General features: G+C 75.0%; 11 protein-coding genes. 7 read left to right on the forward strand and 4 right to left on the reverse strand.

The genetic code is table 11. From position 1 onward, the window contains the following. Positions 1 to 469: 469 nt before the first annotated feature. Together ACFYPJ_RS16430 and ACFYPJ_RS16435 are read right to left on the reverse strand one after the other, a co-directional pair. Positions 470 to 1711: an ROK family transcriptional regulator gene (locus ACFYPJ_RS16430; RefSeq protein WP_389016640.1), complete on the reverse strand. Its 1242-nt coding sequence runs from the start codon at positions 1709 to 1711 to the stop codon at positions 470 to 472. 139 nt (positions 1712 to 1850) lie between these two features. After that, positions 1851 to 3095, reverse strand: coding sequence for a D-arabinono-1,4-lactone oxidase (locus tag ACFYPJ_RS16435; protein ID WP_389016643.1), 1245 nt, complete (start codon positions 3093 to 3095; stop codon positions 1851 to 1853). A gap of 195 nt (positions 3096 to 3290) precedes the next feature. Between ACFYPJ_RS16435 and ACFYPJ_RS16440 the strand changes: the two genes are divergently transcribed. From ACFYPJ_RS16440 to ACFYPJ_RS16465, 6 genes are all read left to right on the forward strand, one after another. Next, a complete protein-coding gene (locus tag ACFYPJ_RS16440) occupies positions 3291 to 4622 on the forward strand; it encodes a radical SAM protein (RefSeq protein ID WP_389016645.1) in 1332 nt (443 codons plus the stop codon). A 322-nt stretch (positions 4623 to 4944) separates the two neighbouring features. Next, a complete protein-coding gene (locus tag ACFYPJ_RS16445) occupies positions 4945 to 6492 on the forward strand; it encodes a cellulose binding domain-containing protein (RefSeq protein WP_389016648.1) in 1548 nt (515 codons plus the stop codon). 247 nt (positions 6493 to 6739) lie between these two features. Next, positions 6740 to 7834, forward strand: coding sequence for a ribosome small subunit-dependent GTPase A (gene rsgA / locus ACFYPJ_RS16450; RefSeq protein ID WP_389016651.1), 1095 nt, complete (start codon positions 6740 to 6742; stop codon positions 7832 to 7834). 100 nt (positions 7835 to 7934) lie between these two features. After that, a complete protein-coding gene (locus ACFYPJ_RS16455) occupies positions 7935 to 9476 on the forward strand; it encodes a bifunctional transcriptional activator/DNA repair enzyme AdaA (RefSeq protein ID WP_389016798.1) in 1542 nt (513 codons plus the stop codon). Further along, positions 9473 to 9973: a methylated-DNA--[protein]-cysteine S-methyltransferase gene (locus ACFYPJ_RS16460; RefSeq protein ID WP_389016654.1), complete on the forward strand. Its 501-nt coding sequence runs from the start codon at positions 9473 to 9475 to the stop codon at positions 9971 to 9973. Before ACFYPJ_RS16455 ends, ACFYPJ_RS16460 begins: the two co-directional genes overlap by 4 nt. A 230-nt stretch (positions 9974 to 10203) precedes the next feature. After that, positions 10204 to 11463: an SGNH/GDSL hydrolase family protein gene (locus tag ACFYPJ_RS16465; protein ID WP_389016657.1), complete on the forward strand. Its 1260-nt coding sequence runs from the start codon at positions 10204 to 10206 to the stop codon at positions 11461 to 11463. 51 nt (positions 11464 to 11514) lie between these two features. Here the strand turns inward: ACFYPJ_RS16465 and ACFYPJ_RS16470 are convergent, their stop codons facing one another. Both ACFYPJ_RS16470 and ACFYPJ_RS16475 read right to left on the reverse strand, forming a co-directional pair. After that, complete coding sequence (locus ACFYPJ_RS16470) at positions 11515 to 11997, reverse strand: DUF456 domain-containing protein (protein ID WP_389016660.1); 483 nt, start codon at positions 11995 to 11997, stop codon at positions 11515 to 11517. 47 nt (positions 11998 to 12044) lie between these two features. After that, the gene (locus ACFYPJ_RS16475) at positions 12045 to 13034 is read right to left on the reverse strand and encodes a helix-turn-helix transcriptional regulator (protein WP_389016663.1); all 990 of its coding nucleotides are present in this window, start codon (positions 13032 to 13034) and stop codon (positions 12045 to 12047) included. Between the two features lie 1746 nt (positions 13035 to 14780). Here ACFYPJ_RS16475 and ACFYPJ_RS16480 point away from each other — a divergent pair. Next, entirely contained in the window at positions 14781 to 15605 is an 825-nt protein-coding gene (locus ACFYPJ_RS16480; RefSeq protein WP_389016666.1) for a protein phosphatase 2C domain-containing protein, read from the forward strand. Positions 15606 to 15623 lie beyond the last annotated feature (18 nt).

Below are 15623 nucleotides of genomic sequence, written 5' to 3' on the forward strand. Positions count from 1 at the left end.
GTGTGGCTCCCGCACCGGCCGTCGCCGGGGGAGGGGGAGACACGGACGGCGGGGGCGGGATGGACATGGCGGTGGCGGTGGCCGTGGAGATCAGGTGGCGGGGACGGTCGGGTCGGTCAACGCGATCGTGGTGGCGGGGACGGGACGGGGCGGTTGCGGTGGCCGTGACCGTGGTGGCCGTGACCGTGGTGGCCGTGACCGTGGTGGCCGCGACCGGGTGGTCGCGCGGGAACCCCAGGAAGTACTGCCGGACGAGTCGGCGGGTGAAACCACCGTTGCCGCAGCCGGAGCCGCAGCCGTTGGGACGCTACCCTTCGCCCAATACTTCGGCAAGGGGTTGGACGAAGCCCCGTCAGGTGCGGCGGGCACGGCGGTCGCGGCGGGGCGCGGGGAGTCGGCCGGCCTGGCCGTGACGTCCGCCGTCGACACGGCGGACGTATCCGATCCACCGCGCGCGTCCGCTGAGCGTTCAGCGCCTCGCCGGGGGCCTGGCGCGGCCGGGGACCGGGGACGGGCTCGGCCGGCCGCCCGGCTGGAGCGCGCCCTCCAGCGCGAACGTCGCCGCGCCCAGGGAGACCGGGTCGGTGGGGATCGGCGAGAGGACGATCTCGGTGGCGGCCAGCGGGCGGCGCAGCGCGTACCCGGCGACGGCCGCGCGCACCTCGGCGAGCAGCCGCTCGCCGAGCCGGGCGGCGACCCAGCTGCTGAGCACGACGACCTCGGGGTTGAGCAGGTTGACCAGGTCCGCGATGCCCGCGCCGAGATAGCGGGCGGTGTCCCGGACCACCGCGGTGGCCACCGGGTCGTCGGCGGCCACCGCGCGGGCCAGCGCCTCGATCGTGGCCGTCTGGTCCCCGGGGTGCAGCAGCGCGGACCGCGGGCTCGCCTCGCGCAGGTTCTGCATGATGCCGGGCGCTCCGACGTACGTCTCCACACAGCCCTGGTTGCCGCAGTGGCACCGCCGCCCGCCCAGCACGAGCGTGGTGTGCCCCCACTCGCCGGCGCTGTTGCTGACCCCCCGGTACAGCCCGCCGCCGAGCGCCAGACCCGCGCCGACCCCGGTGCCGAGGTTGACCACCACGGCGTCCCCCCGGCCGCGCGCGGCCCCGAACCACAGCTCGGCCACCGTGCAGGCGCGCAACGGGTTGTCCAGGTACAGCGGGTAGGCGATGTGCTCGGCGAGCAGGGCGTGCAGCGGTACGCCGTGCCAGTCCCAGTTGGCCGCGTACTCGGCGACGCCGGTGTCCCGGTCCACCTGGCCGGGGAAGCTCACGCCCACGCCGAGCACCCGGGCCGCCTCGACCCCGGCCTGCGCCACCACCGAGCCGACCGCCGCGGCGACGTGCCCGACCACCTGCTCCGGGCGGTTCTCGTCGGGGCGCAGCTCCTCGTCGGCGCGGGCCAGCACGTTCAGCGCGAGGTCGAACAGCTCGGCATGGACGTAGGTCTCCGCGATGTCGACGCCGATCAGCGCGCCCCCCGAGGCGTTGACGGCGACGAGCCCGCGCGGGCGGCCGCCCGCCGAGTCCTCGAAGCCGACCTCGGTGATCATGCGGAGGTCGAGCAGCTCCCCGACGAGCGTGGCGACCGTGGCCAGGCTCAGCCCGGTGGCGGCGGCCAGCTCCTGCCGGGACGCGGGGGACTCGGCGATGATCTGCCGCAGCACCTCGTAGCGGTTCGTGGTACGGATGTCACGTGACGTGTGCCTCACGGAACTGCCCCTCCCAGCCCCGCCTGCCGCAGGCCGGACGGGGGCGGCTTCGGCGCCGGGCTCCGGCGTGGCGCAAGGGTATGGGCTGGAAGGGGCGCGGGCAAGTTCGGCCAGGACTTAGGAAATGGCCTTTACGAAGTCACTCGCCCAGGGCGTCGCGGACGAAGTCGTTGGCGAACTTCCCGGCCGGATCCAGGGACCGCGCGAGCGCCAGGAAGTCGTCGAGACGCGGATAGCGCCCGCGCAGCACGGACGCCGACGCGGTGAACACCTTGCCCCAGTGCGGGCGCGGTCCGAACGGATCCAGCGCCTCCTCCAGCCGGCGCACCACCGGCAGCACCGCGGGCATGTCGTCGACCCAGGTGAAGTGCAGCGCCACCGAGTCCCGTCCGTGGGCGGGACCGAGCCACTGCGGGTCGGCGGCGACGGTCCGCACCTCGCAGGTCTGCAGTACGGGGGCGACCGTCCCCCGGATCGCGTCCAGCGCGTGCAGTGCGTCGAGGGCGGCCGAACGCGGCAGCAGGTACTCCGACTGCAGTTCGTCGCCGTTGCTAGGGGTGAAGTCCGCCTTGAAGTGCGGCAGCCGTTCGTGCCAGGGGCCGGGCTCCCCGAACTGCGGGGTGCAGTTGACCGCGGACATGCCCGGCACCGGGTGCATGGCCTCGGTCGCGGGCGCCGCCCAGGGGAAGACCGGCGGCGCCTGGTCGGTGCGCCGCTTCAGCCACACCTGCCTGAAGCCCGGCTCCCGCCAGTCGGTGAACAGGCTCACGCTGTACGCCGCCGCCGCGACCGTCTCGAAGTCGAGGCCGGCCAGCGGCAGTTCGGTGAAGACGTGCTGCTCGACCTCGTAGGCCGGTTCCAGGCCGAGGGTGAGCGCGGTGACCACGCCGAGCGCGCCGAGGGAGGTGACCGCGCCGTCGAAGCGGGCGTCGCCCCGCGTGACGACCACCGTCGAGCCGTCCGCGGTCAGCAGCTCCACCTCCCGCACCGCGGCGGCCAGCGAGCCGTTGCCGACCCCCGAGCCGTGGGTGCCGGTGGCCACCGAACCGGCCACCGAGATGTGCGGCAGGGAGGCCAGATTGGGCAGGGCGAGACCGCGCGCGTGCACCGTGCGGGCCAGTTCGGCGTACCGGACGCCGCCCGCGACCCGTACCGTGCGGGCGGCCGTGTCCACGTCGAGGACGGGCGGCAGGCCGGCGATCGACACCAGGTCGCCGTCGGCGCCCGGGTCGGCGATCCGGTTGAAGGAGTGGCCGCTGCCCAGCACCCGCAGCCGGGTGGCGGCGGCCACCAGGGACCGCAGCGCGTCCAGCGACCGCGGGCGGTGGTACTCCCTGGCCGTGTAGGTGATGTTGCGCGCCCAGTTGGTGACTCTCTGCGTCAACCCCGTCACCCCTCCCAATGAGTGCTCGTGCTGCTCCGACCTTCTCATTCGCCGTGCCGCACGGCGACGGTCGCCCCTGGTCGTGGCGGCGTGGACTTGGGGGCGGCGCGGCATGCGGGGGGACCCGGCACATCCGACGCCGGAGCGGGGGCATACCGTGAGGAGTCGAACGCCTGAGCCGGGAGGAGACACGGGATGGGCAGCCGTACCGCACTGGTCGAGGATCTGATGGAGCGGTTCCCGCACGTACCGCGGGAAGCCGTCTTCAAGGAGGACCTGCTCCGGGGCGGTGTCGCCTTCGACGCGTCCGCCCTGTCCGACAACGAGGACGGTGAGGTCAAACCGAAGTCGTACTTCATCTTCTCCTTCGACCACGGCACCCTGCCGGAGCTGGGCGAGGCCGCACTGCGCCGCCCGCCGGAGGAGATCATCCTCACCGGCGGCCCGTACGACCTGCGCCGGACCGTGGTGTCCGTACGGGTGAACCCGGCCTCGCCGTACCGGGTCGCCGCCGACGACGAGGGGCAGCTCGGGCTCTACCTCGACGGGAAGCGGGTCGCCGACGTCGGCGTGCCGCCGATGCCCGAGTACTACCGGCACACCCTCTCCAACGGGAAGTCCGTGATGGAGGTGGCCCCCACCATCCAGTGGGGCTACCTGATCTACCTCACCGTCTTCCGCGTCTGCCAGTACTTCGGCGCCAAGGAGGAGTGCCAGTACTGCGACATCAACCACAACTGGCGCCAGCACAAGGCGGCCGGCCGGCCCTACACCGGCGTGAAGGACGTCGAGGAGGTCCTGGAGGCGCTGGAGATCATCGATCGGTACGACACCCAGAAGGTGTCCACCGCCTACACGCTCACCGGCGGCGCCATCACCAAGACGGTCGCCGGGCGCGACGAGGCCGACTTCTACGGCCACTACGCCAAGGCCATCGAGGAGCGCTTCCCGGGCCGCTGGATCGGCAAGGTGGTCGCCCAGGCACTGCCCAAGGACGACGTGCAGCGCTTCAAGGACTACGGCGTGCAGATCTACCACCCGAACTTCGAGGTGTGGGACCGCCGCCTCTTCGAGCTGTACTGCCCGGGCAAGGAGCGCTACGTCGGCCGCGACGAGTGGCACCGCCGGATCCTGGACTCGGCCGACGTCTTCGGCGCGCGCAACGTCATCCCCAACTTCGTGGCCGGTGTCGAGATGGCCGAGCCGTTCGGCTTCACCACCGTCGACGAGGCCATCGCCTCCACCACCGAGGGCCTGCGCTTCTTCATGTCGCACGGGATCACGCCCCGCTTCACCACCTGGTGCCCGGAGCCCACCACCCCGCTCGGCAAGGCCAACCCCAACGGGGCGCCGCTGGAGTACCACATCCGGCTCCTTGAGGCGTACCGCGCCACCATGGACGACTTCGGGCTGTCCTCCCCGCCCGGCTACGGTCCGCCCGGACCCGGCCGCGCGGTCTTCTCCGTCAGCTCCTTCATGGACAGCCTCCCCGCCCGGGAGACGGCGACCGAGCCGGCCGAGGTCTGACACCGGCGGCGCCGCCGGCCGTCGGCCAGGGGGTCCCGTCCGGCGGCCGTCCGGCACGCGTCGCGGGGCGCGGCCCGGCGCGCGGGACCTGCCCGCGCCCGGCCCGTGTCCTGTCCGCACCCGGCCCGCACCCGGCCCGCGTGCTGTCCGCACAATGCCCGCACCCTGCCCGTGTCCTGCCCCGGCCGGCCCGAGGTCAGAACCGAATGAGTTGCTTGTCAGCCGCGTCAACCTCGTGAAAGGCTCGTTTCCGCCGCGAGGTTTCCCCACAACCTCACTGCCCCTATGGTGAGTTGACCTCGCCCGTGGATGCAGGAGACCCATGCCCGAACCGCCGACCCCTCAGGACGCCACCGAGGCCGCGCTGTTCGCCGAGTACTGGGACGTCGTGCTGTCGTACGCCGACCTGTGCACCTCCGGCGCCGGGACGGCCGAACGACTGGCCACGGAGGCATTCGCACTCGGTATGCGCGAGGCCCGCGCCCTGGGATTCTCGCCCGGGCGCAGCGCGGGGCGGCGCACCGGCCGGCTGCCCGTGATCCCGCTGCTGCTCGCCGCCGTACGCGGCACGGCCGCCGGCTGGGAGGCCGCGGGGCGCGGCCACCGGCTTGACCCCGACCTGCGGCTGTGGCTCAACTCCGAGCAGGCGGCCCGCTACACCGGGCCGCCCCCGCAGCGCCCGGTCGCCCTGCGCGGTCTCAGGGACCTCCAGGAGTCGGACGGCACGCTGCTGTGGCTCGCCGAGGTGGAATCGCTGCCGCTGCCCGTCGTGGCCCGTCGGCTCGGACTCGACCCGGACGTCGCGGCCCGCGAACTCGACCAGGCGCGGACCCTGTTCCGGGACCGCTGCCACCGCGCCCACCTCGACACCCCGATGGACGCGGAGTGCCGCAGCTTCACCCGGCTCCTGGACGCGGTCACCCGCTCGCCCGCCACCGACACCCCCGACGACCTCTCCCGGCACCTCGCGGGCTGCGCACGGTGCGCGGAGGCCGCCGCCTGCCTGCGGCTGCACGGCGGCGGACTGCCCGCGGCGCTGGCCGGCGGAGTCGTCGGCTGGGGCGGCCCCGCCTATCTGGCGCGCCGCCGCCGGGCGGCCGAGGTACGGCCGGGCGCGGGCCGCCCGGCGGCACCGGTGGACCGGGAGACCGGCGACCCGACTTCCGGCGCCGGCCACGGCCGTCTGCTGCGCAACAGCCTGCTCGCCACCGCCGTCCTGCTGTCGGTGCTGGCGCTCGGGGTGTCGATGATGCCCCGCGGCGGCACCGCCGGCACCACAAGCTCCGACGCCTACTGGGCCGCCCGGCACGACAGCCGGCCGCCGGCCGCCGAACCCGCCGAACCGCTGCCGTCCGCCGAGGCCAGCCGCCGCCCGCTCCCGTCCACGAGCCCTTCCCGGTCCAGGCCCGCCACCCGCTCCGCCACCCCCTCGGCGACCCGCACCGAGACCGGGTCGGCGGACCGCGAACCCGACCCGGAACCCCAGGGCACCACGTCCGCGACCGTGACCGCGTCCGCCACCCTGAGCGGTCCCGCCGCCGCGACCAGTCCGCCCGCCGCCTGCCGGGTCGCGTACGACCAGGTCGACGAGTGGACCGGCGGCTTCCAGGCCACCGTCACCGTCACCACCGCCGAGGCCCTGACCGGCTGGCGCGTCGCCTGGTCCTTCCGGGACGGCCAGCAGGTGAGCCAGATGTGGGACGCGCGGATCAGCCAGCAGGGCTCCCGGGTCACCGCGAGCGCCACCGACTACGGCGCGACCGTCGCCGCGCACGACAGCCTCAGCTTCGGCTTCCTCGGGTCATGGCACGGCAGGAACTCCGCGCCGTACGGGTTCACGCTGAACGGCGCCGCCTGCGCCGCCCTCTGACCGCCCGCGGGAAAACAGGTTGACGCAGGGAGTTCGGCACGGGATAGATTCTGCGTGCGCACACCGAACGGTGCGCGCACCTGAGAGTGGACGAGGAGGTGTCGACCGATGGCTGTCATTGAGATGGGCGCTGCCCGCATCCAGGAATCCGTCAAGTCCACCTCCGTGGCCACCGGCTGACGACCACTCATCGCACCGCGCACCAGGCGCGTGCCATCGCCGGGGCCACCCTGTGAAGGGTCTCCCGTTGACTTCCACCTCCGCAGTTTTCTCCGCTCTCGCTCCCTACGGCTGGGACCAGGCGTGGGCGGACCTGTTCGCTCCGCACGCGGCCGAAGGGCTGCTGCCCGGCCGGGTCGTCCGCGTCGACCGCGGCCAGTGCGACGTGATCACCGCCGACGGGGTGCTGCGCGCCGACACGGCCTTCGTCACCCCACACGACCCGCTGCGGGTCGTGTGCACCGGCGACTGGGTCGCCGTCGAACCAGGCGGCAACCCGCGCTACGTACGGTCGTACCTGCCGCGCCGTACCGCCTTCGTGCGCTCCACCTCCTCCAAGCGGTCCGAGGGGCAGATCCTCGCCGCCAACGTCGACCATGCCGTCGTCGCCGTGTCCCTGGCCGTCGACCTCGACCTCGGCCGCGTCGAACGCTTTCTGGCCCTGGCCTGGGAGTCCGGGGCGCAGCCCGTGGTCGTGCTCAGCAAGGCCGACCTCGTACCCGACCCGATGACCCTCGCGCACCTCGTGCGGGACGTGGAGACGGCCGCTCCCGGAGTGCCGGTGCTGACCGTCAGCGCCCTGCACGGGGAGGGCCTCGACACCCTCGTCGCGCTGGTCGGGGCGGGCACTTCCGTGCTGCTCGGACAGTCCGGCGCGGGCAAGTCGACCCTCGCCAACGCCCTGCTCGGCGAGGACGTGATGGACGTCCGGGCCGCCCGGGACGTGGACGGCAAGGGCCGGCACACCACCACCACCCGCAACCTGCTCGCGCTGCCCGGCGGGGGCGTGCTCATCGACACCCCGGGGCTGCGCGGCGTCGGACTCTGGGACGCCGAGACCGGCGTCGGACAGGTGTTCGCCGAGATCGAGGAACTGGCCCGGGAGTGCCGCTTCCACGACTGCGCGCACGACACCGAGCCCGGCTGTGCGGTCACGGCCGCCGTCGGGACCGGCCGGCTGCCGGTCCGCCGCCTGGAGAGCTACCGCAAGCTCGTCCGGGAGAACCAGTGGATCGTCGCCAAGACCGACGCGCGGGCCCGCGCCGAACTGCGCCGGGACTGGAAACGGAAGGGGGCGGAGGGCAGGGCGGCGATGCAGGCCAAGCGCGGACACCTGCGCTGAGCCCGCCGGGGGCGGCCGGCGGCGGGCGCGCGGGGGCGGCAGCGTCGCGTCCGATTTCCGCCAGCCGCCCCCGCCCACGTCACCCACACTGGATGACGTGATGGACGAGGACACCAGGTACGAGGCCGTGCGCAGCCGGGACGCCCGGTTCGACGGGGAGTTCTTCTTCGCTGTCGAGACGACCGGGATCTACTGCCGTCCCAGTTGCCCGGCCGTGACCCCGAAGCGGCGGAACGTGCGGTTCTTCACGACCGCCGCCGCCGCGCAGGGCGGCGGTTTCCGGGCGTGCCGCCGCTGCCGCCCGGACGCCGTGCCCGGCTCCGCCGACTGGAACGTCCGCGCGGACGTCGTGGGCCGAGCCATGCGGCTGATCGGCGACGGCGTCGTCGACCGCGAGGGCGTCGCCGGGCTCGCCACCCGGCTCGGCTACAGCGCCCGGCAGGTCCAGCGGCAGCTCACCGCAGAACTGGGCGCCGGACCCGTCGCACTCGCCCGGGCCCAGCGGGCGCACACCGCGCGCGTCCTGTTGCAGACCACCGAACTGCCCATCACCGAGATCGCCTTCGCGTCCGGGTTCGCCAGCGTGCGGCAGTTCAACGAAACGATCCGGGCCGTGTACGCGGCCACCCCGAGCCGGCTGCGGGCCACCGCACCCCGGGGCCGGGGCACGGTGGCGCGCGGGATCCCGGGCTCCGGGATCCCGTTGCGGCTCGCCTACCGGGGGCCCTACCAGGCCGCGGCCGTCTTCGACCTGCTCGCGCGCGAGGCCGTACCCGGGATCGAGGAGGTGCACGGCGGCCGGGGCGACCGGAGCTACCGGCGCACGCTCCGGCTGCCGTACGGCAGCGGCATCGCCGCCGTGGCCGAGCGGACCCGGTCCCCGCGGGCCGCGCCCGCCCACCCCGGCGGCTGGCTGGACGCCCGGCTGCACCTCACCGACCCGCGGGACCTGACCACGGCGGTGCAGCGGCTGCGCCGGCTGTTCGACCTGGACGCCGACCCGTACGCCGTCGACGAACGGCTCGCCGCCGACCCGCAGCTCGCCCCGCTGGTCGCCGCCCGGCCCGGGCTGCGCTCGCCGGGCGCCGCCGATCCGGCCGAGTGGGCGGTGCGCGCGCAGGCCGGGCGTGCCCGGTCCGAGTGGCTGGTGCAGCGGTACGGGAAGGCGCTGGACGCCCCCTGCGGCAGCCTCACCCACCTCTTCCCGGAACCCGCCGCGCTGGCCGCCGCCGAACCGCACGGCACTCTGGGCGCGCTGGCCGCCGCGCTGGCCGACGGCACCGTGGTGCTCGATGCCGGCGCGGACCGGGACGACGCCACGCGGGCCCTGCTCGCCCTGCCCGGCCTGGCGGCGGACGTGGCCGCCACGATCCGGATCCGCGCACTCGGCGATCCCGACGTGGCCCCGCCCGGCCTCGGCATGCCGGACAGCCGGCGGCCCTGGCGTTCGTACGCCGTGCGGCACCTGGACACCGCGCCCGAACGGGACGACGGGAACCACCCGTACGCCCCGCAGCACAACGACTCGGACCCGCACGCTCCGCAGCACACGAACTGGGACCCCTGTGCTCCGCTCTGTACAGACGGGGACCCCTGCGCTCCGCAGCACACGGACTCGGAAAGGAAGCCGCAACAGGCATGAGTCTCGAACCGACCTACTGGACCACCGTGGCCGCCCCCATCGGCCCGCTCCTGCTCACCGCGGGCCCGGACGGCGCGCTCACCTCGCTCTCCGTGCCCGGCCAGAAGGGCGGCCGCACGGTCGGCGAGGACTGGCGGCGCGACCCCGGTCCCTTCCGGGCGGCCGAGGAGCAGCTGCCCTCCTACCTCGCCGGTGAACTCAAGGAGTTCCGGCTGGAGCTGAGGACACAGGGCAGCGAATTCCGGGAGCGGGTGTGGGCGGCGCTCGACGCCGTTCCCTACGGCGCGACCACGACGTACGGCGAGATCGCCGCGCGGATCGGCGCGTCGCGGGCCGCGGTGCGTGCCGTCGGCGGCGCGATCGGCGCCAACCCCCTGCTGATCGTCCGCCCGTGCCACCGGGTGATCGGCGCGGACGGCTCCCTGACCGGCTACGCGGGCGGTCTCGACCGCAAGACCTGGCTGCTCGCCCTGGAGGGCGCGCTCACCCCGGGCTGACCGACGGCGCCCGAGGACGGCTTCGCCGACGGAGCCGTCCTCGGGCGCTGCCCGCCCGCGGCAGCGCCGTGGCCGGTCACGCCGCTGCGCGCGCCCCGTCACGGTGTCCGCGAGCCGTGGCCGGTTCCCGCTGGGCCGTGCGGGTGTCATCCCGGTGATGTTGCTCCGGCGCCACCCGGCCGTGTGCCACCTTCGCCTCCTGCGGGGCATCGGGAAGGGCGGGCGCACACATGGTCAAGGCCGGGCGGGTTCTCGCGGCGGCACTGCTGGCGCTGATCGGTACGACGGCGACGGCGCCCGGGGCGGCGACCGCTCCCCGGCACGGCGCTCCGGCAGCGGCACGGACGACGGCGGCCGCGGTCGCGGGAACGGCCCGCGCCGGAACCCTGCCGAGCCCCTGGTCCGGCACCTGGGAGGCCGCCCCGTCCGGTACCGCGCCCGCACTGCCGGGCGCCGCCGTCCGCAACGTCGTCCGCCTCAGCGTCGGCGGGACCCTGCTCCGGGTCCGGGTCAGCAACCGGCTCGGCACCGCGCCGCTGGCGCTCGGCGCGGTCACGGTCGCGCTGCGCCGCGGGACCGGCCCGGACGCCGTTCCCGGCACGATGCGCACCGCGACCTTCGGGGGCCTGCCCACGGCCGACGTCCCGCCGGGTTCCGACGTGGTCAGCGATCCGCTGCCGCTCGTCGTGCCGGCCGCCGCCGACCTGCTCGTCACCGTCCACACCCCCGGCGACTCCGGGCCCGCGACCAACCACCGCACCGCCCTGCGGACCAGCTATGTCGCCCCGCAGGGCGCCGGCCGGGCCGCCGACGTGGACGGCTCCGCGTACACGGCCACCACCAGCCGCTGGTACTACGTCACCGGCGTCGACGTCCTCGGCAGCGGCGGCGCCGGCAGTGTCGTGGCCTTCGGGGACTCCCTCACCGACGGCACCGGCTCCACGCCCGACGCCGACCACCGCTGGCCCGACCGGCTCGCCGAACGCCTCGGGCCCCAGCGGCTCGGCGTCCTCAACGCGGGGATCGCCGGCAACCGCCTGCTGCGCGACGGCACCGGGCCGAGCGCACTGTCCCGGCTCGACTCCGACGCCCTGTCCCGGGCCGGAGCCCGGGCACTGATCGTCTTCGAGGGCATCAACGACATCAACGGCAAGCCCCAGGCGGACGACGTCCGCGACTTCGAGGCCGCCTACCGCACGATCGTCACCCGCGCCCACGCCCTCGGCATCCGGGTCGTCGGTGCCACTCTCACGCCGTACGGCGGGCACGGCGGCTTCACGGCCGCCCGTGAGGACCTGCGGCAGCGGATCAACGCCTTCATCCGTACCGGCGGCGCCTTCGACGCCGTCGTGGACTTCGACGCCGCCGTCCGCGACCCGGCCGACCCCCAGCGGATCCGGCCCGCCTACGACCCCGGCGACCACCTGCACTTCAACGACGCGGGCATGCGGGCGCTGGCCGACGCGATCGACCTCGGCGCGCTGGGGTGAGGCGCCCCGGCGGACCTTGGCCGGTTCTCGCCGGGTGCCGGGTCCGCGCCGTCAGCCCCAGACCACCGCACCCAGCCAGGCGCCCAGGATCAGCAGACAGGTGAACAGTTCCGTCAGCACCCGGGTGCCGCCCGAGCGCATCGCCGTACGCAGTGCCGCCATCGCCTCGCCGTGCCCGCCGAGCCGCAGCCGCTCGTGCAGATAGATCCCGGCGAGGAAGCCGGGGACCGCGCCGATCACCGGGATCAGGAAGAAGCCGAGGAACGCCCCTGCCCCCGCGTACACCTCCAAATCCGGCGCGGCGCCGCTCTCGCGCAGCCGCCGGGGCGGCAGCGCCCAGCGCACCACCTGGGACAGGAACAGCACGAGAGTCGCGCCGACCAGTACGCCCCAGGCCACCGGCCGCGGATCCTGCAACGCCCACCACAGCACCGCGGCCCACACCAGCCACGACCCCGGCACCCCGGGCACCAGCACTCCGCACAGGCCGAGCACGATGACCAGGCCGACCAGCAGGAGTTCCCACACTCCCATCTGCCCAGGGTGCCGGAGCGCGGCCTCCTGCGCAGGTCAAGTACGGGTCACTCGTGGGCGTCCCGGGCCACCCAGCCGCGTTCGTAGGCGTGCCAGCCGAGCTGCAGCCGGGTCGTCACCCCGGTCAGCTCCATCAGCCGCTTCACCCGCCGCTGTACGGTCCGCAGGCCGAGGTCCAGCTGTTTGGCCACGCTGGCGTCGGTCAGCCCGGCGAGCAGCAGCGACAGCACCTCCAGGTCGGTGCCGTCGGGTCCGTCCGGCTGCTGTTCGCGGACCCCGGACGCGCCCAGGGTGAGCGGCAGCGCCCGGCGCCACACCGACTCGAACAGCCCGGACAGCAGCTCCAGCAGACCGCTGGCGTGCACGACGAGCGCGGCCGGTTCGGCACTGTGCGCGGTGAGCGGGACCATGGCGAGCGAGCGGTCGGCCACCACCAGCCTGGTCGGGACCTCGTCCACCACCCGCACCTGCTCGTCCCGGCCGAGGGCCGCGGTCAGCTCGGTGATCCCGCCCGGCAGGTGCAGCACCGACCTCTCGACCACCACCCGGTAGCGGACGCCGCGCCCGGCGGCCTGTTCCTCGGCGTCGTTCTCGGCGCCGGAGACGACCATCGGATTGCCGGTCACCAGCGCGCAGACCTCGTTGCCCGCGGCCAACTGCATCTGCAGGAACCGCTGGGCCACCGCGGCGGCGCCGGTCACCACCTCGACCAGATCGTGCACGGCGGGCTCGGCCGCAGCCGCCCGGTACTCCTCGGCGAGCAGCGCCGCCGCCAGTTCGGCCTTCTCCAGCTCGTGCCGCTGCTGGGTGAGCAGGGCGCCCAGCGCGACGCCGGGCGGCGCCGCCACCCAGCGGCCCGGACGGGCGGAGGACTGGGCGGCGAGGCCCTGCAGTTCCAGCCGGCGCAGGGCCCGCTCGGTGTCGTGCTCGGCCAGGGCCAGCCGCCGCGCCAGATCGGGCACGTCGGCGGCGCCCACGGACACCAGCGCCCGGTACGCCGACTCGTGCGTCTCGTCCAGCCCTATAGCTGTCAGCATCAGCCCTCGTCCCTCCCCGGCGCACAGGCGCCTCCGGTGGCGGGGCCTGGCGGAAAACGGCCACGGCGCAAACCCGCCTCGGCACATCATCGCCATATCACGGGTCACTCTGCCAAGGTGGCGCTACCGCGAAGTCGATCACTTCTTTGGGTCGCCGCGCCGACGGTGGTCCGCGACCGGGCCACTTGGGTGTCGCCGGGCCGCTCTCCCGTGGGGGGTGGAGCCGCCCGGCGACCCGATCCGGACCGTCCCGCGCCCTCCCGAATCGCGTACCGCCGGGTTCTGTAAGGGAGTTCACTGGCCCCGCACATGCCGTTCGCGGCGTACCGGCGCACCGGTTTTTTCCGATGCCCCGTTTTCCCGGGGCCCGCGCTGTCGACAATTAGGGGCATGAGCGAGCAGGGGGGCAGGCCCACCCGACCAGACGACGACTGGTGGGGCCAGCTGTACGACGACTCCACCCACGACACGGGACCCGCACCGGCGGCGGACTCCCTGGACGACCGATTCGCCTCGGCATCGAACACGGTCGCCACGCACCCATCCACGCCCGCCCCCGCTCCGTCCCCGGCCTCCTCGGCCGCCCCTGCCGGTGCCCCGGCGTCCGGGCTCGGCGCCGGGCCCGCCGTGGAGACCGGGACCGGGGTCGGGGGCGGGGCCGAGAACGGGACCGGGATCGGGTCGGAGAGCGGAGACGGGAAGGAGAGCGGGATCGGGACCGGAGGCGGAGCCGGGGGTGTGGTGCCGACGCAGCGCACCTCCGGGCTGCCGGAAGTCGGCAGACCGGACTTCGGTGGGCCGGACACCGGTGGGCCGGGCCCTGGTCCCCGGACGGCCGGTCCGCAGGGCGCCCGCCCCTGGGCCGCGGGCCCGCAGGGCGCTGATCCCTGGGCCGCAGGTCTGGCCGATGCGGGTCTGCCTGAAGCCGGTCTGTCGGATGCCGGCCCGTGGGGTGGGGGTCTCCGGGACGCCGGTCCTTCGGGTGGTGGTGCGTCGGATGTCGATCCCTGGACTGCCGGTCTGTCGGATGCCGGTCCGTGGGACGGGGGCCTCCGGGAGGCCGGTCCGTCGGGCGGTGGTCTCCGGGAGGCCGGTCCCTCGGGTGCCGGTTCTCAGGTGGCCGGTCCGTCGGGCGCCGCTCCACCGGACGCGGTCCCCTGGGCTGCCGCTCCACCGGAGGCTGTATCGGTGGAGCCTGCGCCGCCGACTGCCGGACCGCCGACTGCGGGATCGCCGGATGCCGAGCCTTCGGCTGCCGGATCGCCGACCGCCGAGCCTTCGGCCGCGGGACCGTCGGCCGGGGGACCGCCGCCTGCCGCACCCTCCGCTGCCGGACCCCTGCCCGCGCGACCGTCCGCCACCCCACCGCCGCCTGCGCAACCGTCTCCTGCCAGTCCACCGTCCGCTGCCGCACCGCCGGACGCCGAGCCGCGGCGGCGGGCGCCGTGGGAGCCGCCGCCCGCGGTCCCGGAGCCCCCGTCGACCTTCCCGCCCGCCCGCCGCAGGCACCGGGCCGCCGCCGGGAGCGCTCCGCACCCGGCGCAGGACCCCGGTCCGGTTTCCGGCGCCGAGTGGGACAGCTCGGGGGCCGGGACGCGGGGCGGGGCCGCGTACGTCGGGTCCGAGCCGCCCACCTACGACGCCGAGCCCACCGCCCTGCCCCCGGCCGACCCCGACGACCTCGGCGCACTCGTCGCGGACACGGTGCTCGACGGCGCCCGGTACGGGGTGTGCACCCTGCGGGCCGTGTCCGCGCGGGGCGACTTGGCACGCTTCCGGGGCGAACCACGCCGGGACGCGCTGCTCACCGCCCGGTTCGGCACGGGCGACCAGGCGCTGATCCTCGTCGCCATGGCGACCGGCGCGCGGGGCACTCCCGACGCCCACCGTGCGGCGGCCGAGGCCTGCGACCGGATAGGCAGGGCCGTGGGCAGCAGCCACCAGCGGCTCGTCGACGACATCCACGCGGCCCGCCGCGGCGACCTGAAGTCCGGCCTGCACCGGCTCACCGATCGCACGCTGGGCAAGCTGCGCGCCAGCGCCGCCGAGCAGGGCATCCCCCCGCAGGAGTACGCGGCCGACCTGCGCTGCCTGCTGCTGCCGGCCCACCCGGACTGCCGTACCCGGGTGTTCTTCGGTGTCGGCGACGGCGGCCTGTTCCGGCTGCGGGACGGCGCCTGGCAGGACATCGAGCCGCAGGTCAGCCGGGCCGACACCAGCGGTGACGCGGTGCTCGGGTTCGGCTCGCTGCCGGCCGAGACCCCCGACGGCGACCGGCTCACCATGGACCTGGGGATCCCGACACCGCCCAGTCCCTACGAGCCCGTCACCGAGCCGCCCCGCGAACCCTTCCGTTTCCGGGCCTCCGTCGCCCGCCCGGGTGATGCGCTGCTCATGTGTGGCGGCGGCCTCGCCGATCCGCTGCGCGGCGAGCCCGCCCTCTGCGCCTACCTGGCCCGGCGCTGGTCCGAGGGCACCGCGCCGGGCCTGGCCGACTTCCTGGTGGACACCCAGGTACGGGTCAAGGGGTACGCCGAGGACCGCACGGCCGCCGCCGTCTGGGAGGCGTAACCGCGGCCGCTGTGAATT

It is taken from the genome of Streptomyces sp. NPDC006012 (assembly GCF_042871185.1).
Lineage (GTDB): Bacteria > Actinomycetota > Actinomycetes > Streptomycetales > Streptomycetaceae > Streptomyces.

Bases quoted from the DNA above. Each gene is read 5' to 3' on its own strand.
- ACFYPJ_RS16455 (WP_389016798.1), top strand. From the start codon at position 7,935: ATGGACGAGGACACCAGGTACGAGGCCGTGCGCAGCCGGGACGCCCGG.
- ACFYPJ_RS16460 (WP_389016654.1), top strand. From the start codon at position 9,473: ATGAGTCTCGAACCGACCTACTGGACCACCGTGGCCGCCCCCATCGGC.
- ACFYPJ_RS16475 (WP_389016663.1), bottom strand. From the start codon at position 13,034: ATGCTGACAGCTATAGGGCTGGACGAGACGCACGAGTCGGCGTACCGG.
- ACFYPJ_RS16465 (WP_389016657.1), top strand. From the start codon at position 10,204: ATGGTCAAGGCCGGGCGGGTTCTCGCGGCGGCACTGCTGGCGCTGATC.
- ACFYPJ_RS16445 (WP_389016648.1), top strand. From the start codon at position 4,945: ATGCCCGAACCGCCGACCCCTCAGGACGCCACCGAGGCCGCGCTGTTC.
- ACFYPJ_RS16470 (WP_389016660.1), bottom strand. From the start codon at position 11,997: ATGGGAGTGTGGGAACTCCTGCTGGTCGGCCTGGTCATCGTGCTCGGC.
- ACFYPJ_RS16440 (WP_389016645.1), top strand. From the start codon at position 3,291: ATGGGCAGCCGTACCGCACTGGTCGAGGATCTGATGGAGCGGTTCCCG.